The following is a 20,198-nucleotide window of genomic DNA, read 5'->3' on the forward strand; positions in this document are numbered from 1 at the left end:
CCTTTCGGAGTGGTGCACATCCCCGGCAGGACGCCGATCGGCCCCCGGATGTACGCCCGCGGGCCGACGCGCACCACCGGGCCCGCTGTCTACGATCCCGAATGTGGATCACGTCCTGCCTCGCGCACCGCTGCTGCGCCGCCTGCCCCCGCTGGGGTGGACGGCGCTGCTGGGCTGCGCGGTGGGCGGGTTCACCGCGCTCATGTTCAGCACACTCCCGCTGCGGATCTCGCCGCACCTGCTGCCCTATCGGCTCGCGTCCGTCCCCCCGCCGGTCTGGCTCGGTGTATCCGTGCTGCTCGCGCTGCCGCTGACCCTGAGCCGGCAACGTCCCGCGCTCACACTCGCGCTGCTGCTGGCCGAGACCGCGGCCGCGTCGGTGCTGACCATCGCCACCTGGCCGTCGCTGGTCGCCGCCGCGGTGCTCGTCGGCTACCTCGCCGCGACGCGCACGCGCCGTGCGGGCCTGCTCGGTGCGGCCGCCGCGATCGCCGTCGCGACGACCGAGCGCGCGGTGTCATGGGCCGCCGATCCGCCCGGGTCGATGGAGTTCAGCGACGTGCTGAGCGAGGCGTCGCTGTACGCGCTCGCGGTGGCCGTCATGTGGCTGGCCGGCAACGCGGTGGCGCGCAACCGCGAGTACGCGGCCGCGGTGCAGGACCACGCCACCGCCCGCGCCGTCGTCGCCGAACGCCTGCGGATCGCACGGGAACTGCACGACATGGTCGCGCACAGCGTCGGCATCATCGCCATCCAGGCGGGCGCCGCACGCCGCGTCATCGACGTGCAGCCCGGCGACGCGCGCGAGGCGCTCGGCGCCATCGAGACCACCAGCCGCGAGACCCTGGCCGGCATGCGCCGGATGCTCGTCGCGCTGCGCCAGGCCGATCCCGGCGACACGGGCCCGGCCGCACCCGGACTCGCCGACCTCGACCGGTTGGCCGAGACGGCGCGCGGCGGCGGCGTCCGGGTCGAGCTCGAACGGTGCGGCGAACCGCGGCCGCTACCCGCGGAGATCGAGCTCGCCGCGTACCGGATCGTCCAGGAGTCCCTGACGAACGTGGTGCGGCACGCCGCGTCGCCGGGCTGCCGGGTCACGGTCACGTACGCGCCGGGCGAACTCGTCGTCGAGGTGGCCGACAACGGGCGCGCGGCCGAGGCCGTCGTCCCCGGTTACGGCATCACCGGCATGCGCGAGCGCGTCCACCTCCTCGACGGCGAGTTCTCCGCCGGGCCACGCCCTGAGGGCGGGTTCCGGGTGGCCGCGAGGCTTCCGGCATGACCGGCCCCGACGCGGCGTACGACGGTGCGTCCGACGGCATGTCGGGCGGTGTGTCCGGCAGCGCACCGGACGTCGGGCACGACGGCGCGCCTGCCCCCGCCGCCCCACCGCTCGCCCCGGTGCGTGTCGTGCTCGCCGACGACCAGCCGCTCGTGCGCTCGGGGTTGCGCATGCTCATCACCGCGGCGCCGGACCTCGTGGTCGTCGGCGAAGCGGCGAACGGCGCCGAGGCCGTTGCGCTCGCCGCGCGGCTGCGGCCCGACGTCGTGGTGATGGACATCCGTATGCCGGGCGTGGACGGCATCGAGGCCACCCGGCGGATCACGGCGGAGTCGACCGCGCGGGTCGTCGTGCTGACGACGTTCGACGACGACGAGAACGTGTACGCGGCGCTCCGCGCGGGGTCGAGCGGATTCCTGGTCAAGGACATGGCGCTGGACGACATCCTGGCGGCGATCCGGGTCGTCGCCGCGGGCGACGCACTCATCGCCCCGGGCGTGACCCGACGCCTCATCGCGGACTTCACGGCGCCGCACGCTCCTGTGTCCCCCGCCGCAGCGCCTGTACGCCGCACGCTCGACGGCGTCACGGACCGCGAGCGCGAGGTCCTGGCGTTGGTCGCGCGGGGGCTGTCCAACAGCGAGATCGCCGCGCACCTGATCATCAGCACCGCCACCGCGAAGACGCATGTGGCACGCCTGTTCACCAAGCTGGACGCACGCGACCGCGTGCACCTGGTGATCCTCGCCTACGAAGCGGGACTTGGTCCGGCCTCCTGACCAGTGCGGGGTGCACGCGGGTAGCGTTGTCGCAACAGGCATGCCCGGTGCACATATCGCCGCGAGGAGCAGCGAATGAAGCCCACGGAGCGCACCGCCGAAAGCAGCGCCGCCGCGAACACGGCCGCCGCGTCGACCGCCCCCGCAGCGCCGACCGACCCCGCGCCGACCGCACCCTCCGCGGCAACCGAAACCACATCGACCGCACCCGATGCGCCCACGGACGCCCAGACCCCGCCACCCCTGCCGCCGCCGCCCGGGCCGCGCCTCCCCGCAGTCGTGCAGACCGCCGCGTACCTGGCCGCCCCCACCCGTGTCCTGGACGCGGCACGTCGCCGCTACGGCCCGGTGTTCCGCTTCAACTTCGTCGGGTTTCCGCCGGAAGTCTTCCTCACCACACCCGAGTCGGCCGCCGCGGCGTACGCCCTCGACGCGGGCGGCGGCCGGGCCGGCGAGGTCCGCCGTATGGCGCTCGAACCGCTCGTCGGCCGCAACTCGCTGCTGAGCCTCGACGGCGACCCATGGGCCCGGCACCGCAAACTGCTCACCCCGCCGCTGCGTGCGAAAGCCATCGCCGACTACCGCGACGAGATCGCCCGGATCGCCGCGGAGGACGTCGAACGCTGGCCGCACGGCACACCGTTCGCGCTACGCGACCGCATGCAGGACATCACGCTCGAGGTCATCCTGCGCCTGGTCTTCGGCATCCGCGAGCGCGAACGCCTCGACGCACTCAGGGCGTTGCTCCCGGCCCTGGCGGAGACCGGCGGGCCCGCGGTGATGATCCTGGCGTCGTCGAAGGCGATGGGCTGGATCGAGCGCGTCGGGCCGCTCCACCGTGCGGTGTCCCGTCCGTTCACCCGGTTCCTCGCGACCCGCGCCGCCGTCGACGAACTGCTGTACGACGAGATCGCCCGGCGCCGCGCGGACGCGGACCCCGACGCGACGGATGTGCTGTCCCGGCTGCTTCGCGCCCGCGACGAGCACGGCGAGCCGATGAGCGACCAGGAGCTGCGCGACGAGCTGATCACCCTCCTCGAAGCCGGCCACGAGACCACCGCCACCGCACTGGCCTGGGGCGTCGAACGCCTGGTCCGCACCCCCGAGGTGCTCGCCAAGCTGCGCGCCGAGCTCGACGGCACCACGGGCGGCGGCGAGGAGCGCTACCTCGAGGCCGTGGTGAAGGAGACCCTGCGGGCCAGGCCGGTGGTGTACGACGTACCGCGGCTGGTCGACACCCCGCTGCGGGTCGGCGGCGTCGAGATCCCCGCGGGCTGGTACGCCGCGCCGATGATCGCCCTCATCCACCGCGACCCGGCCGTCTACCCCGACCCCGACGCGTTCCGCCCCGAACGCTTCCTGGACGGCGACACGACCGCCGCCCACAGGTCGTGGATGCCCTTCGGCGGCGGCCGCCGCTACTGCGTCGGCGCGCAACTCGCCTTGCTGGAAATGCGGGTGATCCTCCGCGAGGTCCTCCAACGGGTCGACCTCACGGCAGTCCGGGCGGCCGACGAGAAGCCGCGCATGCGCCACGTCACCTTCGTCCCCTCCCGCGCCGCCCGCGTAATCGCCCGCCCGCGCGCCACGAGGAGCGCCTAAGTTGCCGGACCCGCCGACGTGAAGCGCCACCGCGTCGGTGACCCCGTGAAGTCGCCCTCCCGCAGGCCGAACACCTGCACGGGACGCACGCGGAAGGTCCCGTTCACGTCCGGATCCAGAAAATCGATGCCGTACGACGTCTCGTACTTGCCGTTGAGCGCATCCAGAAAGGCCGCGATCCCCGCCCGATCCGCAACCACCTCCGCGCGCCCCTCCACCACGACCGGGTTGAGCGCGTCATCGGTCGTCACCACACAGTCCGCACGCCCGGCGATGTTGCGGGCCTTACGCGACCCGAGGCTGCTGCTGAACCACAGGCACGCGTCCAGCCACACACCCCACACCGGCATGGCGTGCGGCCGACCATCCGGACGCACGGTCGACACCCAGTAGTCGTGCGAGGCCGCCAAGCGCTCCCGCGCCCACGACCACGGCAACAGCCCGGTGCCCTCCTCAGGCGGCAGGACGCCGTAACCCGGCATATAAGGACGACTCGCCTGGGGCTCCACCATCACGCCCCGCCACCGCCATCCCCCGCCACAGCCAGCCGATATGTCCGTTCCGCCAAGTCGCTGATCCGAACACCGTCGAAACCGAAGACCGCACTGCGCAGCCGGTCCTCAAGCGGCTCGGTCCACTGCCGCGGAATCGCAGCGGCACCACACAACACGCCCGCAACCGATCCCGCCGTCGCACCGTTCGAGTCGGTGTCCAGCCCACCGCGCACGGTCAACGCGATCGTGCGAGTGAAGTCCCCGTCCCCGTACAGCAACCCGGCCGCGATGACCGCCACGTTCGGCACGACGTGGATCCAGTGCAGCTGCCCGGTCTCCCGCTCCATCGCGTCGAGCGCGTCCTCCCAGCTGACCCCGGACGCGTGCAGCTCAAGCACCTGCCCGACCGTCCGCGCGACCCGGCAGTCACCGGGAATGTGCCCGACCGCCTCAGTAACCGCGTCCCGCGGACCATCAGCTGTGAACGCAGAGGCGATCAACGCGGCCGCCCACATCGCCCCGTACACACCCTCGTTCGTATGCGACAACACCGCATCACGCCGAACGGACTCCGCGGCCGCGGCCGGATCGCCGGGGTTGACCCACCCGTGCACATCGGCACGAATGAGCGCGCCGATCCAGTCCTGATACGGGTTGTCGACCCGGGCACACAGCGGCGGCACCAGTCCCGCCACCAGGTTGCGGTACGCGGCCCGCTCCGCGGTGAACGTCTGCAAATAGGGCAACCCCAACAGCCACAGCTCACCCACCTGCTGCGTCGTGAAACCACGACCGTAGGTCTCCAACAGGTGCAGCCCGAGCACCGCATAGTCCACATCGTCGTCCCGGCAGCTCCCATGGATCCGGCCCCGCGTGCACTCAGGCCACTCCGGCCGCAACGCGAACTCCACAGGATCCAGCGGCGGATCCGGCACGGGAATGTAGTCGGTCAGCGGCAGCGCCCCCGTGAGCCGCAGATACCGATCGATGCGCTCGCGGGTCCAGTGGTCCCCGTCCTCGACGGGCTTCCCGAGCATGTTCCCGGCAACCCGCCCGAGCCATCCCCCATAGATCCGCCCAGCAAGCCCCGCCCCGCCGCCACCGTCCCCGGACCCAAGGCCGCCCATATTTCAGGTCTACCCCACCCGGCCCCTCCGCCAGCGGCTAGCCACGCCGCCCGTAACCCACCCGAGGGACCGTCCGCCACGAGTCCACCGGCCCGTGGGCCGACGCCTACCCCGCGGGGTAGGCGCCTCCCGTCATACCTCAGGCGCGCTGGCTCGGAACGATGACCCAGTCCTTGGGGTCCCCCTCCGGCTGCCCCGTGCCGACGATCTCCTGGAACCCCGCGAGCCGGTTCCGGACGGAGTCGGCCACGTAGTGCTCCAGCGACGCCGCAAGGCCCAGGCCCATCAGCTCCTGGACACGATGAACAGCCGCAGGAGAGAGCCGAACGGAGACTTCAACACCTGCGGACGATGCTTCGATGCTCATCCGCCGCACGCTACCGGTGCCCACTGACACAACACGCTCACCACGCAGGACCACGACGCCGTCCTGCGTACGGCGCAAGCACCACGAGCGGCCACCGCCGTCGTGGAAGAGAGTCCCAAGCCCGCCAACTCGCCCTCGACGGATGTCTGGTGAGCTGCGGGGAGCCTCCGGTCGTACTCTGCGCGAAGTGGCCACGACAAACCGATGCAAGATCAACTACCGTGCCCAGCCATGGGTGAGCTGATAGTGATCCGGCACGGCCAGACCGCATGGAGCGTGTCGGGCCGGCACGCCGGCCGAACCGACGTTCCGCTGACCGCGGCAGGTGAGGACTCGGCCAGAGCCCTGGCTCCGAGGTTGGCTGAACGTCGCCTGGCCGCGGTGTTCAGCAGCCCGCTCAGCCGAGCGATGCGAACGGCAGAATTGGCGGGCCTCACCGACGTGAGGCCCGACCCCGACCTGCTGGAGTGGGACTACGGCGGCTACGAGGGCCTGACCGCGGAGCAGATCCACGAGACGAGGCCGGGCTGGGACCTGTGGCGGGACGGCGTCGTTCCCGGCGACGCCCACCATCCCGGCGAACAACTGCCCCAGGTCGCCGCACGCACCGACGCCGTACTGACCCGGGTCCGCCCGCTCCTGGCCGACGGCGACGTCGCGCTCGTGGCACACGGCCACCTGGCGCGCATACTCGCGGTCCGCTGGCTCGGCCTCGACCCGTCCGCCAGCCGACTCCTCGGCCATCCCCACCCGGGCACCCTCAGCGTCTTGACCACCGAGCACGGGCAGCCGTGCATCGCGGCGTGGAACGTCCCCTAGCCACATACCCGTTGCGGCGCTGACACCAGGCCGAACGGAACGTACCGGCATCGTCGTTGCCGCCCAACCTGGGAATCAGCAGCGCCGATCAAACCGATCTAGGCGCGCCTGCGTCACAGTGGCGGATCGTGGGGCCTGTTGGCCGCGGAAGGGGGGTGAGGTGTGGATTGCAAGTGCCGTCGGCGTCCCCGAAGCCTCGGGGTTCCTGCCGTTGTTGAGTTGTCACCGGGACTCGCCTACGCCCACCCCCCATGACCGCGGACCTCGAAGGGTGCTCTGACCGGCCCATCTCCGGCGACCCTAACGCTGACCTCCGACACACCGTGGTCTTGCGGGGAGGTGTGCGTTGACGGGGTATTCGAACCTGCGACCTTTTGATCCGTAGCTGATCAAGCCTCGTCCGACGTCGTCCGCCACAGTCCCGCTGACCAACCAGAACACCGCTCCTGCGTCTCAGGCCGTCCGAGCCGGTCCACCGCCGTTCAGCCCTGTTGACTCCCAATCCGGCTCCCAACCCACCGCCCCCAGCAACGCCGCTCCCCCTGGCCGGCCGGGCTGAACGTCTCCCCCGTCGCCGTCGTGACGATGACGGCACTCCACGCGAACGTCACGCGATCATCAGCACGCAGAAACAACGGCTCGTCCAACACGAACGCGCGGTCCCCACTCACCAACTCGTTCGCGAGCACCATCCGCCCAACCACCGCCGAGCCGTCCGCCACGATCCGCATACCTGCGAGCGTGACACACAGCCACCCGACGGACGACAGCATTTGGTCCGTAGCTCGCGCCCCTCCGGGCGCAACCGGTCAATACGGACTGACGGACACCGCTGCCCGCCACAGCGAGCCGAACTCGACCAAGTGCGTTGCTGCAGTAGAGCGCTGTACAGCGCGGCCCGCCCCATCGCCTTCACCGGCATGATCGCCACATGGACCGTGACACGCTCTCCGCCCTCCTGGGCAGCCTGGCGACACGACACGCGCTGGAAGCAAAGCACGCCCTCGACGCTGGCGCACACTTCGAGTTCCAGGCCACGGCCGACCCTGTCGGCTACTTCGTGAGCATGTGGGAGCTCCGCATCGAGATGGCCGCCGAGCGCGGTGACACCCTCCAGGGCGTGGGCGATGCCGTGGAGGCCCTCACCTCATACATCCCCGGACATGTCTGCGGCGGCTTCATCCGTAACGAGCGACAGCGGTTCCTCTACTGGCTAACCGCCGACCAGAGCGCCGCAGTCCACGAGCCGTCTCTACTCGTAGATGACCCCAGGCCGTAGATGACCCCAGGCCGGGTGTCGGCGCCGGGACCTAGGCTTGCCGGCGCGCGGCCGGCATCCAAGGCACCCAGCTCTGTAGTGCAGTTGCATCCCTGGATCTGTCCGGGGGCGGTCCTCGGCTGAGTCCGGAGGCCTAACCGACGTCCAGGCCCTGTTGATGGCCAAGAGTGAAGCCTGCTAGCGCCGGCCGCGCGCCTACCGCCCCCGCCTTCCCGCCCTCGACTTCGCTCCAGGTTCCGCAGCGGCGAACGGCTCCGGAGGCACACGGCCGCCGTGTGGGTTTCAGGGCTCTGACCTGCGGCGTAACCGTAGTTCGGGGAAGTTTCGCAGGGTGCCGTTTCGTGCCAGTTTCACGATCTTGCTAGGCCGTGGGATCTCGGGACGTTCGGGTGCCCGTACGAACTGGGTGCACCGCTCGGCGCATGCGCCCATGTTGACGAAGTTCGGTGGGGCCGAGACTGCTATTAGGCCCGCGAACGGGTCGGTGTTGTGGTGGTCCTGGCCGGCGTCCTCCCGGAAGCTGGATGGCTCAGCCTGCCGGTGGCAGGAAGGCATCCGGAGGGCCGGCGCGGGCGATCCATTCCATGCCGCCGATCACGTCGCCGTTGCGCATGAGTATCTGGCCGAGAAAGTGCATGGCTGCGTGGTGGCCTGCCTCGGCGGCCTTGCGGAACCAGGGTTCGGCTTCCTGCGGCTGAGATATCAGGGACATCCCGAGAGAGAACGCTGCGAGGACGTCGCCTGCTTCTGCGGCTTGCTTGAGCCACGGCACGGCGGCGGTCCACTCCCCGCGCTTCTTGAGCAGCAGGCCGTACCAGAGGCAACCTTTGACGTGCCCGGCCAGGGCGGCTCGCTGCAGCCAGGCCTCTCCGTCGTCCTCGGCGCCGCGCTGGAACAGCATCATGCCGAGCAGAGCGGCCCCGTCGGCGTCGCCCGCGTCGGCCGCGCGGCGGAGAAGGCTGATGGCTTCGTCCTCGCGGCCCTGCGCGTCAAGTCTGCCTGCGGCGTTGATCCAGCCGATGATTTCCTCGGGGCTCGGTTTGGCGGGCTCCCCGCCCTCGCGGCGTCGGTCCCATGGCATGTGCCCCACTGAAGCCCTCCCCGTAGGCGAGCATCCGACGGTAGTACGGCTAATGATTCGCGACCAGAGCGAGCGACGGCCGACACTACAAGCCCAGCCGTCGCCCGGGCGGGCCGCGCCGGGACCGGCGGCCACGCCGCACGCCCGGTGCGGACCGCACGGCGCGGCGGCGGGGGGGGGGGGGGGGGGGGGGGGGGGGGGGGGGGGGCGCGGCCGCCCCCCCCCCGGGGGGGGGCCGCCCCCCACGGCGCGGCGGCGGCGCGCCCGCTCGCGGGCGCGCTCTTGATCCAGTAGAGATTAATTCGGCAGTCGATCGTCCGAGCGCCGATCACACGCGGGCGAGTGGCACCCAAGCCGCGACCGGGGGCACCCAAGTCGGGGACGCGTGGTGAGTGGCAGGCGTCGTCACGGACCGCGAAGGGGGGCGGGGGAAGGACGGAACTTCCCCCGGAGCGGCCGACAGGCCGGTCGGCGCGGTACGCGTCCACGGACCGGCACCACGCGCGGCGGTATGTCAGTGGCGCTCTTGTGCTGCTCGCAACGCTGCCCCTGCGGAGGCCACATCCACGTCGACGATGAGTTCGTCGTTCTCCCAGCGACCGCGCTCTGAGATCGCGAGGCCGATCAACGCCAGTTCCGCAGCGTCGTTGCGCAGGGCGCGCTGCTCGTGGGTCTCTTCGCCGATCGGGTCCAGCTCGTCGCGGTCCCAGGCGGCAACTGCGGCTTCGGCTACTGCCTTCGGGAGACGTACGGTGACCCGACCGATCTGAGCCTCGACAGAGTCTCCGATGGCTGCCAGCACCTTTGAGTCCCCGTCGTACCTGAGGTACGGCTCTTGAGTGTTCACAGGGTGAGGGTACGTACGGCGACTCGGTGCGTCCTCGGAGATTTGCCTGATGGCTATCGCCGGTAGAAGGCCGCGGTGGCGTCGTCTTTGGCTTTGCCTCGGGGCCAGCGGGTGGAGCGGGGATCGTCGTCTTCGGCGGCGCGGACGCGTTCGATGAGGTGGGCGGGGCCGGCTTCCTGGATGAGTTTGAAGGCGCCGGGCCAGTCGGTGAGTTCGAAGCGGTCGACCAGGCGGGACGCGCCGTCGCTCAGGGCCATGAAGGAGCGGACGTCGGCGAGTGGGGTGCGGCCGGTGAGGGCCTCGGCGGCAGCGTCGGGGTTGGTGGCGGCTACCCAGAAGCCGCCGGGCTGGTTGCGGTGGGCGCGCATGGCCTCGACGTAGGCGCGGTGAGCCGCGACGTGTTCGGCAGTGCCGGTCGGGGTGTTGTCCGTGGGAGCGCGTTAGCGGGCGCCGGTCTGGGCTTCGCGGTCGTCGGTGATGACCTGGGGCTGTGGCGTCGACGGCCTCGGCCAGGCAGTCGGTCAGCGAGAGATCTGGGCGGCCGGCGGCGCGGGGTGGCGAACTCCACTCGCAGCACGGGCTACTCCTCGTCGTGGTTGTAGAACGGCGTCCGGACGCGGACGTTGACAGGCTCGTTCGATTCGGGGTCGTACTCGACGTCGACCAGGCACGAGAAGCGGCCGGTGCCGACGCGCTTGTAGAGGTCTTCAAAGTCGTGGGTGATCAGGTGGATCACGCCGAGCGACCCTTGCGGGTGGATGCCGGTGAGGACGAGCAGCAGGCCGTTGCCGTCCGGGCGGGGCAGGCGTGCGAAGTACGCGACGTCGCTGTTCGTCGCAGGGTCAGAGTCCATGCCCGCACGGTGGACCTCGTCGGTAGTGAGGTCGCGGAGCGTCCACGGGCCATCGGCGGCTTTCTCGAACCGGAAGCGCGGGTCGGTGGCGAGGACTCCGGCGACGTCCTGGGACAGCCGGGGTCCGCAGACCACGATCAGGCCGTCGCGGTTCAGGTCGATGGCGCCGCTGAGCGGGATGTGCTCGAACGTCGGTTCCAGTCGGTAGGCGCGCGCTAGTTCGGCAAGTCGGTTCGCACCCGCGAAATCCTCGGCGGCGAGGACGGGCCGAGCGTTGCCGGCCTCCTGCTCCCAAGAAGGCAGCGGGCGAACTGCCCCGGGAGCCCAACTCCTGAGCGTGGCTCCCAAGTTGGCTCCCAACGCAAAGCAAGAGGCCCTCCCGATCATCTCGGGAGGGCCTCTGAGCTGGTGCGCTCGGCAGGATTCGAACCTGCAACCTTTTGATCCGTAGTCAAATGCTCTATCCGTTGAGCTACGAGCGCTTGTCGTTGCGACGAGAAGAACAATACAGGATCCGCGCCCGGGGCTGAAATCGATTGTGTGACCGGTCGAGGGGAGGGGGTCTGAGCTGGGGGTCCGGGGTTGTGGGAGCGGGGTGGAAAGGGGGATGGAGGGGGATCTGGCGGGGTGGCTGGGGAGGGCCGGGTCACGGCGGGAGCGCATCAGAGCCGGGCGGTGTTCGCTGTGAGCGAAATGCCGGGGTGGAGGGGTGCGTGGGGCTTGGGGGTGGGATGCGGCATAGATCACATCGGGGGTGGGGCGCGGAAGGTCGACCGTGGAGGGGGGTGGCGGCGATTTGGGTGCCGGGGGGCGGCGCGGGTGGGTTCGCGATCGGGCCGTGGTGGGGGCGGGATCGGGCCGAGACGGGGCCGGGAGCCGCGGGTGGTGGGGGGCCGGAAGGGCGTGGGGAGGCGCTGGAAACGACGTACGGCCCGCCCGGTGGGGACCGGGCGGGCCGTACGTGAGCTGCGGAGGCTCCGGGATTTGAACCCGGGATGGGGTTGGTTACCCAAACCGCATTAGCAGTGCGGCGCCATAGACCAGACTAGGCGAAGCCTCCATCGGTGTTCCCCGACGCCGGATAGATTACCCGCCCGGTCAACACGTAGGCAAAAACAATGGGATAGTCGTCGTGACATGCCTCGGGGGGGCGGGCAAGATGGGCCGTCGGCGCAGTCCAGGGGACGTTGAGGAGGTACGCGCTTCGTGAGCAGCAGGCCATCCAGAGGCGCTGCTCGCCTCGCCGCCATACTCGACGCCCTGCCGGACGCGCTCCTGCTCGTGAACCGCAACGGCACGGTCGTCAACGCGAACGCGATGGCGCTGGAGGCGTTGGAAGCACCCGGCACTCCGATCGTCGGCCGCGGCCTGCTCGATCTTCTGCCGACGTTCGACCGCAGCCGGATCCCCGGGTCCGTGCGCGCGATGGACGTCGAGCCGCGTACGAAGCCGACCCGCATGACCGCGCGGCGCACCGACGGCTCGCTCATGCCGGTCGAGGTGACGAGCGCGAACCTGCCCGGCGCGTACGACGACGAGCTCCTCATGATCGTGGTGCGGGACCTGACCGGTTCCGTGGACGTCGAGGCCGAGCTCCAGCGCCAGCAGCGCCAGACCGAGATGATCCTGCGCGCGGCGACCGAGGGGATCATCGGCATCGACTCCGAGGGGTCGATCGTCCTGGCGAACCCGGCGGCGGCGCGCATCCTGCGGCACCGCGCGAGCGATCTGGGCGGCCGGTCGCTGCACGAGCTGCTGCAGTCGAAGCGTGCGGACGGTTCGCCGATGCCCGCCGACGAGTGCCCCCCGCTGGTCACCCTGAACTCCGGTCGCAAGCAGCGGCTGCGCGACCAGGTGCTGTGGCGTGGCGACGGCGAGCCCGTGCACGTCGAGATGACGACGGCGCCGATCCTGTTGGGCGAGGCGGTCGTCGGCGCGGTGATGACGTTCACCGACCTGACGCGCGAGCGCGGTCTGGCCGAGCACCGCGAGCAGTTGGCGGAGCTGCTGGACGGCGAGCTGCTCGCCCGCATCGAGGCCTCCCGGGCCCGTCTGAAGACGCTCGCGGACGGCAGCATCGGCGAACTGGGCCCGAGTGCCCGGCGCGTGGTGCGCCAGGTGGCCGGCGAGCTCGAGGAGATGGCCGGCCTGACCACCGAGGTGCTGGACCACCAGCGCGGCGGTGCGGAGCCGGGCACGGAGGACAAGGACCGCGCCGCGGCGACGGTGGACGACCTGCTGGACCGCGCGCTGGAGACGGTGACGTACCCGGCGCGGGCGGCGGGCGTCGAGTTCACGGTGACGGCCGCCCCGGTCGGCGTGCGTGTGGACGTCGACGCGATGACGCGCGCGCTCGGCCACCTGATCGCCGACACCGTCGCGGCCGGCCCGAAGGGTTCGACGGTCGTGGTCGCGGCGGCGCAGCGCGGCGAGGTGGCCCGGATCGAGGTGCGCGGCCCCGCGAGCCGCGGCAGTTCGGTGCATGTGCCGCTGGCCCGCTCGGTGATCGAGGCGCACGGCGGCACGGTCGAGTCGCACACCGTCGAGGGACGCGGCAGTACGTACGTCGTCGAGCTGCCCGCCGACGAGGAGGCCGCCAAGGAGCGGCCCGGCGAGGCCGTCGAGGGCCCCCGTGCGCGCAAGCGGGCCCGCACCGGCCCCGCGGTCCGCCCGGGCACGGCCGCGAAGGACGCCGCCGAAAAGAAGGACCCCAAGGAGTCGAAGGGCGGGAAGGACGCCGACGACGCCAAAGACACGGCGGACGGCAAGGACGAAAAGGACGCCGAGGAGTCGAAGGACTCGAAGGGCGCCGCGGCCGACAAGGACGCCGACGCCTCGAAGGACGCGAAGGACTCCGCGGACAAGAAGGACGACGGGGACAAGCCGTCGTCCGGCGCGTCCCACCTGCCCGCGATCAGGGGTGCGGCCGAGGTCGTCCCCGCGAACGGACGCAGGGGGTCGGCCGGTTCGCCGGGCGCCCAGGCGCCCGGAAACGGCTCGGACGACAACGCCGACGGCGCGCGCGGCCGCCTCGCGCCCGCGACTCCGGTGGTGCCGCCTCTCCCGACCGTCCCGCCGCTGCCCGCGCCGACGAAGCCGATCGCGCTGCCCGCCGGCGAATCGGCGGCGGAGACCCCGGAATCCGCCGGCCCGGTGCCGCTGGTGCCCGCCGCGGGCGGTCGTCGTGGCGCGCGCCGCGGTCTGCCCGCCGCCGAGGAGCCGGAGGCGGCCGCGCCCGAAGCGGCCGCGGAGGCCGCACCGGTGCCGCGAGTGCCCTCCGTGCCCGCCAAGGCGAACGGCCACCACACCCGCCATATGGCGCGGGCCCGGCACCACCTGTCGACGCCGCCCGCGTCGATACCGTCCCAGTCGCACGCGAGCGCGCACCGCCGTTCGACGAGCGTGCAGGACCGTCCGGACGCGCCGTTCCCGCAGCAGGAGACGCCGCAGCAGTCGCAGGACGGCGCGGAGGCCGGCCCGGTCCCGGGCATACCCGGGACCCCCGGGTCCCCCGACGCCACCCCCGACGCCACGCCCCCGGCCCTGCCGGGACCCCCTGTCCCGCCCGCGTTCGACGCCGACGCGCCGACCGCGCTCATGCCGCAGATACCGTCCGCGCCCACCCCGCCGTTCGGCCCGGCGGACCCCGGTATGCCGGGCGACACCGCGGACCCGGCCGCGCCGGGCGGTTTCCCGGCCCTTCCGCCGATGCCGAGCACGCCGCCGCCGCCGCTGCTGCCCGGAGGCGTCAGCTCGGCACAGCAGTTCGGGCTTCCCCCAGCCGACCCGCAGGCGCTGCAGGGTCGTCGCCGCCGTTCGGTGGTCCCGCAGCCGCAGCAGCCGGGCCGGCAACAGCACGCGCCCCAGCCGCCGTTCCCGGGTCACCCGGAACAACCGGGACACCCCGGTCAACCGGGTCACCCGATGCAGCCAGGGCAGCTGAACCACCTCGGACAGCCGGACCAACAGCCGTACCCCGGGCACCTCGGCCACCCCGGATACCCCGGATACCCCGGCGCCGTCGACGTCGACACGCCCCCGCCGGGCGAACTCGCCGCGCTGGACCCGGACTACCCCGCGATGGTCGCCCCCACGCCGGACGGCCGCCCGCGCCGTCTCCTGGTGTGGCCCGCCCCCGACGGCCCGACCGCGGGCGCTCTGTCGGCGCGCGGCTGGGACCCGGTGCTGGTGCGGTCGCGTGAGGAGGTCGACGCGAGCGCGTCCGCGCATCCCGCGGCGTTGTTCGTCGACCCGCTGACCGGGCCGATCACCCGGACCGCGTTGCAGAGTCTGCGCACCGCCGCGACCGCCGCCGAGATCCCGGTGCTGGTCACCGCGGGCCTGATGCAGGCGACGCGCGATGCCGCGTTCGGCGCCGACCCGGCCGTGCTCCTGCGTTCCCTCGCACCCGCCGACAGCCCGGCGCACGCGTCACGGGTACTGCTGGTGGAGGGCGACGCGGACATCGCGGCGGCCTTCACGGGCTCGCTCGCGCGGCGCGGCATGGACGTCGTGCACGTGACCTCGGAGAGCGAGGCGGTGTCGAAGGCGTCGAGCGTCGAGCCGAACCTCGTCGTCCTCGACCTGATGCTGGTACGCCGACGCCGGCTCGGCATTGTCGACTGGCTGCGCAACAACCAGCGGCTGCACTCGACTCCGATCGTCGTCTACACGACGGTGGACATCGCTCCCGAGGAGGTGCACCGCCTCCGCACCGGCGAGACGGTGCTCTTCCTCGCCGAGCGTTCGACGCGGGACGACGTGCAGCAGCGGGTCGTCGACCTGCTCGGCAAGATCGCCTCGGTGGTCTGACAGACGCACACGCACACGAAGGGCCCGGCCGCTCGGCCGGGCCCTTCGCCGTGTCAGGGCACCACGATGTCAACGGACGTCAGACGCCGGCACGTCACAGCGTCACAGCGTCACGACGTCCAGCTCGTCCTCGCCGTACTGCCGCCGGATCACCTTCTTGTCGAACTTCCCGACGCTCGTCTTCGGCACCGACGCGACGATGCTCCACCGCTCCGGCACCTGCCAGCGCGCGACCCGCCCCGCCAGGAACTCCTTGAGCTCCTCGAGCCCGGTCGTCGCGCCGGGCCGCAGCACGACGGTGGCGAGCGGCCGTTCGCCCCACCGCTCGTCGGGCACGCCGACGACGGCCGCCTCGGCGACGTCCGGGTGCGCCATGAGGTGGTTCTCCAGCTCGACCGACGAGATCCACTCGCCGCCGGACTTGATGACGTCCTTGGCCCGGTCGGTCAGCTGCAGGAATCCGTCCGGGGTGAGCGTGCCGACGTCGCCGGTGCGCAGCCACCCGTCGTGGAACCGGTCGCCCTCGACCGAGTCGGTGCCGGTCTCGCCGCCCACGTAGCCGCCGGCGATCCACGGCCCGCGGACCTCGAGTTCGCCGACCGCGACGCCGTCGTGCGGCATGAACGCCCCGTCAGGGCCGACCAGGCGCGCCTGCACCGACGCGGGCAGCCGGCCCTGCGTCACGCGGTACGCCATCTCCTCCTCGCCGCTGAGCCCGATCGGCGGGCGCGCCACCGTGCCGAGCGGCGACGTCTCGGTCATGCCCCACGCGTGGATGACGCGGACGCTGTGCCGCTTCTCGAACGCCTCCATCAGCGCGGGCGGGCACGCCGACCCGCCGACGATGACCTCGCGCAGCGACGACACGTCGGTGTGGTGCTCGTCGAGGTGGTCGAGCAGCGCGGTCCAGATGGTCGGCACGGCCGCGGCGATGGTCGGCTTGACCTGGCCGATCATCGCGGCGAGCGGCTCGGCCTGCAGGAAGCGGTCGGGCATCAGGATCGAGGCGCCGGACAGCATCGCGGCGTACGGCAGGCCCCACGCGTTGACGTGGAACATCGGCACGACGGGCAGCACGGTGTCGCCGGGCCCGAGCCCGAAGCCCTCGACCATGCACACCTGCATGCTGTGCAGGTAGGTCGAGCGGTGGCTGTAGACGACGCCCTTGGGGTTGCCGGTGGTGCCGCTGGTGTAACACATGGCGGCGGCGCTGCGCTCGTCCATGTCCTCGACCCACGGGAACTCGGTGGGCTGCCCGGCGATGAGCTCGTCGTAGCGGTGGATCTGCTTGTCGCCGCCCTCGAGCGGGGCGAGGTCGGCGTTGCCGGTGACGACGACGTGCTCGACGGTCTTGAGGTGCGGCAGGGCGGGCGCGAAGAGCGGGACCAGGCTGCCGTCGACGACGAGGACCTTGTCGTCGGCGTGGTTGGCGATGTAGATGAGCTGGTCGGCGGGGAGCCGCAGGTTGAGGGTGTGGAGGACGGCGCCCATCGAGGGGATGGCCAGGTAGCACTCGAGGTGCTCCTGGTTGTTCCACAGGAAGGTGGCGACGCGCTGGTCGCCGGTGACGCCGAGGCCGCGCAGCGCGTGGGCGAGCTGTGCCGTGCGGCGCCCGACCTCGGCGTACGTGGCGCGCCGCGGTTCGGCACCGGTCCAGGTCACCACCTCGGCCTTGCCGTGCACGGTGGTTCCGTGCTGCATGATCCTGGTGATCGTCAGCGGCACGTCCTGCATCGTGCTCAGCATCCAGTCCTCCTGGGGGCGTCCTTCGCGGTTACTTACCGGCGGGTACCCAGGATTGTGCTGCGAACCCGGGGCGTTGTCAGCCCCGTGTCCGAGGCTTTCGCGGGCTCGGAGCCGCGCAGCGACACCTCGCGGATCGCCAGCACGGCGAGAAAGCCCAGCAGGGTGACGGGCGCGGCGACGAGGAAGACGGTGTGCAGGCCGCGGGTGAACGCGTCGAGCACCACACCGCGCAGCGGCGCGTCGAGGCCGTGGATAGCGGACGGGCTGCCCAGCAGCCGGTCGAGGCCGCCGCCCGCGGGCGGGGCGACGTGCCGCTCGCGCATCAGCTCGGGCAGCGCCGCGCCGAGCCGGTTGCTGAGGATCGCACCGAGCACCGCGACGCCGACCGCGCCGCCCATCGAGCGGAAGAAGGACGCCGCGGACGTCGCGATGCCGATGTCGGACTTGTCGACGTCGTTCTGGATGGCCAGGACCAGCACCTGCGACGACAGCCCGAGCCCGACGCCGAGCACCAGCATGTACGCACCGGCCAGTGCCAGCGGCGTGCCCACGGTCAGCGTCGAGAGCAGGAACAGACCGGTCGCGATGAGCGGCAGCCCGACCATCGGGAAGCCCTTCCACCGTCCGAACCGGGTGATCAGCCGCCCGGAGACGATCGAGGCGCCGAGCATGCCGACGACCATCGGCAGCGTCATCAGGCCGGAGCGGGTGGGGCTCATGCCGCGCACGATCTGCAGGTACTGCGGCAGGTAGATCATCGCGCCGAACATCGCGAAGCCCACGAAGAACGACCCGGCGCCGGCGAGCCGGAAGGTGCGGCTGCGGAACAGGTGCGGCGGGAGGATCGGCTGCGTCGCGCGGCGCTCCTGCCACACCGCACCCAGCGCGAGCACCAGGGTGAGCGTGGCGAGCGTGTAGGTGGTGCCGGAGTTCCACGACCACTTCTGGCCGCCGAGCGAGAGCGCGAGGAGCACGGACGTGACGGCGCCGGTGATGAGGGCCGCGCCGAGGTAGTCGACGTGCGCTTCGCGGCGCACGAACGGCAGTTTCAGGACGCGTTCGACCATGACGAGCGCGGCGACCGCGAAGGGGATGCCGACGTAGAAGCACCAGCGCCAGCCGAGCGCCTCTGAGCCGACGAGGAACCCGCCGATCAGCGGGCCGGCGACGGTCGCGACGCCGAACGCCGAGCCGATCCAGCCGGAGTAGCGGCCGCGGGTGCGCGGCGTGGTGACGTCGGCCATGATCGCCTGGGTCAGCGCGGTGATGCCGCCGACGCCGACGCCCTGCGCGGCACGGGCGGCGATGAGCTGGCTCATGGACTGCGAGAGTCCGGCGAGCGCGGAGGACGCGGCGAACAGGATGAGCGCGACGCGGAACAGCCGCTTGCGGCCGTACAGGTCGGAGAGCTTGCCCCACAGCGGGGTCGACGCGGTGGTGGTGAGCAGGCCTGCGCTGGCGACCCAGGCGAGCTGGTTCTGGCCGCCGAGGTCGCCGACGATGGTCGGGAGGGCGGTGCTGATGACGGTGCCGGAGATGCAGGCCACGAACAGCGAGACGAGCAGGACGCTCATCACGCGCATGATCTGACGGTGCGTGAACTCCCCCGCGGCGGCCGTCTCGTCCGACTCCGGGTCGAGCGGCTCGACCGTGTCGGTCGACTCGGCCGGCCCGGCCAGGTCGACCGCCTGGGATCTGCCGCCTGACGTGGTGTCGCTTTCCGTGATCGCCATGGTTCCCGCCCCGCACTCGACGTGCCACCAGCATTGCTTCGCGCAACTAACGATAGCCTGCGTTAGTTGCAGCAAGCAACAGAATTACCCGGCGGCGGGTGTGAGCCGGGACTCGCGCCCTGCAAGTCCCCAAAAGGACCACGTACGGGTGAAATCCATGTGTAATTCCACCTTTTGGAGTAATACGCACGGAGAATGATCCGCATGTATGACGTGGTCATCCGCGACGCACTCGGCCACCCCGTGCTCGGCTTCCGCGACGGCACCTGGTTCCATCTGCCTCGCGACCTGCCGCCCCGAGCCGTCGGCGCGCGCACCGCGATCCTCGGCCACCCCGAGGCGGCGGGCCCCATCGTCCAGGTCATGTGCTGGTGGATGCGCGAGCACCCCGCGCACGGGCACGCCGTCGACCTGGCCACCGAGCTGGCGCTGCTGGTCGGCGACATGAGCCGCGGGCTCACGGCGCCCCCGGCCGTCCGGGCCCTGCTCCCCGGCCCGCGGCACGCCGCGGCGCTGGCTCAGAGCACGCCGACCGGGCCGTCCAGCGCGTTCCGGTCGATGTTGACCGTCACGCCGCCGTAGGTCTCCTGCACGTTGCCGTGGTGCTGGTGCACCCGGCGGCCGCGCCACAGCTGGTCCGGAATGTCGTCGGTTGCGGTGCTCGCGCGGTCGTCCCAGCGCGCGTACCAGATCGCGTCCGGCATCGCGCGCGTCCCGGCGAACCGCACGAGGTCGGCGATGCCGGAGCTGAGGCTGCTGTAGTAGCCCGCCGTGTAGCCGCGCGCCCGGACCCGCTCGCTCCACGCCGACACGAAGTTGAGCACGTCGCGGCGGCAGTCCGCGTTGCGGTTGTCGTAGTGCTCCATGTCGAAGTAGATCGCGCTGCCCCGGGCGAACCCGACGGCCGCGGCCCGGTCCACCGCGTCGTCGGCGTCCGCCCTGCCCATGTCCCACGAGCGGGCCGGGTCGATGCGGACCGACTTGCGCGAGGTCGAGCACGACGCCTGGGCGCCGACGTAGATCGGCAGGAACTCCCAGCCCTGCGCGTGCACCCGGCGCACCCACTCGCGGGTCAGACCCCGGTTGGCGCACCCGCGGTTCACGCCGCCCACGTAGATGCCGACCGCCTTGTACGGGGACGCCCGCCACGCCTGCATGGCGTCCACCGGCTGGGCCTCGCACGTGTCGAACGCCGCACCGGCAACGGTGCGCATGCCCCGGGGCCTGGCCCGGGCGGCGTCCGCGGAGGGCACTGCGTAGGCGAGCAGCAGGACGGTCAGCGCCACAGTGGTGCCGACGCGGAGGATGCGGCGCACGGCCGGCCCCTTTCTCTCCACACACGTGCGTCCACGGTGCGCGGGAGAAAGACGGACAATC

18 protein-coding genes and 2 tRNA genes are annotated in these 20,198 nt (G+C 71.8%); 7 read left to right on the plus strand and 13 right to left on the minus strand.

Features of this window, described 5'->3' with window-relative positions; genetic code table 11:
• Positions 1-103: 103 nt before the first annotated feature.
• The 3 genes from QI554_RS29950 to QI554_RS29960 all read left to right on the plus strand — a co-directional run bounded on the left by QI554_RS29950 (position 104) and on the right by QI554_RS29960 (position 3,663).
• Positions 104-1,282 carry a sensor histidine kinase gene (locus QI554_RS29950; RefSeq protein ID WP_281474238.1) on the plus strand — a complete coding sequence of 393 codons (1,179 nt, stop codon included), beginning with the start codon at positions 104-106 and terminating at the stop codon, positions 1,280-1,282.
• Complete coding sequence (locus QI554_RS29955) at positions 1,279-2,061, plus strand: response regulator (RefSeq protein ID WP_281474240.1); 783 nt, start codon at positions 1,279-1,281, stop codon at positions 2,059-2,061. The genes QI554_RS29950 and QI554_RS29955 overlap by 4 nt, the downstream gene beginning before the upstream one ends.
• Before the next feature lie 75 nt (positions 2,062-2,136).
• Entirely contained in the window at positions 2,137-3,663 is a 1,527-nt protein-coding gene (locus tag QI554_RS29960) for a cytochrome P450 (protein WP_281474242.1), read from the plus strand.
• Here the strand turns inward: QI554_RS29960 and QI554_RS29965 are convergent.
• The 3 genes from QI554_RS29965 to QI554_RS29975 all read right to left on the minus strand — a co-directional run bounded on the left by QI554_RS29965 (position 3,660) and on the right by QI554_RS29975 (position 5,651).
• Positions 3,660-4,175 (minus strand): pyridoxamine 5'-phosphate oxidase family protein, encoded by a 516-nt coding sequence (locus QI554_RS29965; RefSeq protein ID WP_281474462.1) that lies wholly within the window; start codon positions 4,173-4,175, stop codon positions 3,660-3,662. The genes QI554_RS29960 and QI554_RS29965 overlap by 4 nt on opposite strands.
• Positions 4,175-5,194: an ADP-ribosylglycohydrolase family protein gene (locus tag QI554_RS29970; protein WP_425528078.1), complete on the minus strand. Its 1,020-nt coding sequence runs from the start codon at positions 5,192-5,194 to the stop codon at positions 4,175-4,177. Before QI554_RS29970 ends, QI554_RS29965 begins: the two co-directional genes overlap by 1 nt.
• A gap of 229 nt (positions 5,195-5,423) precedes the next feature.
• Entirely contained in the window at positions 5,424-5,651 is a 228-nt protein-coding gene (locus QI554_RS29975) for a hypothetical protein (protein WP_281474246.1), read from the minus strand.
• Between the two features lie 231 nt (positions 5,652-5,882).
• Between QI554_RS29975 and QI554_RS29980 the strand changes: the two genes are divergently transcribed.
• On the plus strand, positions 5,883-6,470 hold the full coding sequence (locus tag QI554_RS29980) for a histidine phosphatase family protein (protein ID WP_281474248.1): 588 nt from the start codon (positions 5,883-5,885) through the stop codon (positions 6,468-6,470).
• A 482-nt stretch (positions 6,471-6,952) separates the two neighbouring features.
• Here the strand turns inward: QI554_RS29980 and QI554_RS29985 are convergent, their stop codons facing one another.
• A complete protein-coding gene (locus tag QI554_RS29985; protein ID WP_281474249.1) occupies positions 6,953-7,201 on the minus strand; it encodes a hypothetical protein in 249 nt (82 codons plus the stop codon).
• 200 nt (positions 7,202-7,401) lie between these two features.
• Here QI554_RS29985 and QI554_RS29990 point away from each other — a divergent pair, with 200 nt between their 5' ends.
• Positions 7,402-7,749 carry a hypothetical protein gene (locus QI554_RS29990; RefSeq protein ID WP_281474250.1) on the plus strand — a complete coding sequence of 116 codons (348 nt, stop codon included), beginning with the start codon at positions 7,402-7,404 and terminating at the stop codon, positions 7,747-7,749.
• A 529-nt stretch (positions 7,750-8,278) separates the two neighbouring features.
• On the opposite strand, the gene QI554_RS29995 is transcribed toward QI554_RS29990, so the two are convergent.
• The 6 genes from QI554_RS29995 to QI554_RS30020 all read right to left on the minus strand — a co-directional run bounded on the left by QI554_RS29995 (position 8,279) and on the right by QI554_RS30020 (position 11,590).
• Positions 8,279-8,830 (minus strand): tetratricopeptide repeat protein, encoded by a 552-nt coding sequence (locus QI554_RS29995; RefSeq protein ID WP_281474252.1) that lies wholly within the window; start codon positions 8,828-8,830, stop codon positions 8,279-8,281.
• Positions 8,831-9,344: 514 nt separating this feature from the next.
• Complete coding sequence (locus QI554_RS30000) at positions 9,345-9,677, minus strand: hypothetical protein (RefSeq protein ID WP_281474254.1); 333 nt, start codon at positions 9,675-9,677, stop codon at positions 9,345-9,347.
• A gap of 53 nt (positions 9,678-9,730) precedes the next feature.
• On the minus strand, positions 9,731-10,045 hold the full coding sequence (locus QI554_RS30005) for a hypothetical protein (RefSeq protein ID WP_281474256.1): 315 nt from the start codon (positions 10,043-10,045) through the stop codon (positions 9,731-9,733).
• Between the two features lie 212 nt (positions 10,046-10,257).
• Complete coding sequence (locus QI554_RS30010; protein ID WP_281474258.1) at positions 10,258-10,878, minus strand: hypothetical protein; 621 nt, start codon at positions 10,876-10,878, stop codon at positions 10,258-10,260.
• Between the two features lie 58 nt (positions 10,879-10,936).
• Positions 10,937-11,012: transfer RNA gene (locus QI554_RS30015), tRNA-Arg, on the minus strand.
• 487 nt (positions 11,013-11,499) lie between these two features.
• Positions 11,500-11,590 (minus strand) — tRNA-Ser (locus QI554_RS30020).
• A gap of 146 nt (positions 11,591-11,736) precedes the next feature.
• Between QI554_RS30020 and QI554_RS30025 the strand changes: the two genes are divergently transcribed.
• Positions 11,737-15,342, plus strand: coding sequence for a PAS domain-containing protein (locus tag QI554_RS30025; RefSeq protein ID WP_281474260.1), 3,606 nt, complete (start codon positions 11,737-11,739; stop codon positions 15,340-15,342).
• 102 nt (positions 15,343-15,444) lie between these two features.
• On the opposite strand, the gene QI554_RS30030 is transcribed toward QI554_RS30025, so the two are convergent.
• Both QI554_RS30030 and QI554_RS30035 read right to left on the minus strand, forming a co-directional pair.
• Complete coding sequence (locus QI554_RS30030; protein WP_281474261.1) at positions 15,445-17,088, minus strand: long-chain fatty acid--CoA ligase; 1,644 nt, start codon at positions 17,086-17,088, stop codon at positions 15,445-15,447.
• A gap of 32 nt (positions 17,089-17,120) precedes the next feature.
• Positions 17,121-18,821, minus strand: a complete 1,701-nt coding sequence (locus QI554_RS30035; protein ID WP_281474263.1) for an MDR family MFS transporter — start codon at positions 18,819-18,821, stop codon at positions 17,121-17,123.
• Between the two features lie 204 nt (positions 18,822-19,025).
• Between QI554_RS30035 and QI554_RS30040 the strand changes: the two genes are divergently transcribed.
• On the plus strand, positions 19,026-19,403 hold the full coding sequence (locus QI554_RS30040) for a hypothetical protein (RefSeq protein ID WP_281474264.1): 378 nt from the start codon (positions 19,026-19,028) through the stop codon (positions 19,401-19,403).
• Here QI554_RS30040 and QI554_RS30045 read toward each other — a convergent pair.
• The gene (locus QI554_RS30045; RefSeq protein WP_281474265.1) at positions 19,340-20,137 is read right to left on the minus strand and encodes a glycoside hydrolase domain-containing protein; all 798 of its coding nucleotides are present in this window, start codon (positions 20,135-20,137) and stop codon (positions 19,340-19,342) included. The genes QI554_RS30040 and QI554_RS30045 overlap by 64 nt on opposite strands.
• Positions 20,138-20,198 lie beyond the last annotated feature (61 nt).

It is taken from the genome of Yinghuangia seranimata (assembly GCF_029953285.1).
Lineage (GTDB): Bacteria > Actinomycetota > Actinomycetes > Streptomycetales > Streptomycetaceae > Yinghuangia > Yinghuangia seranimata.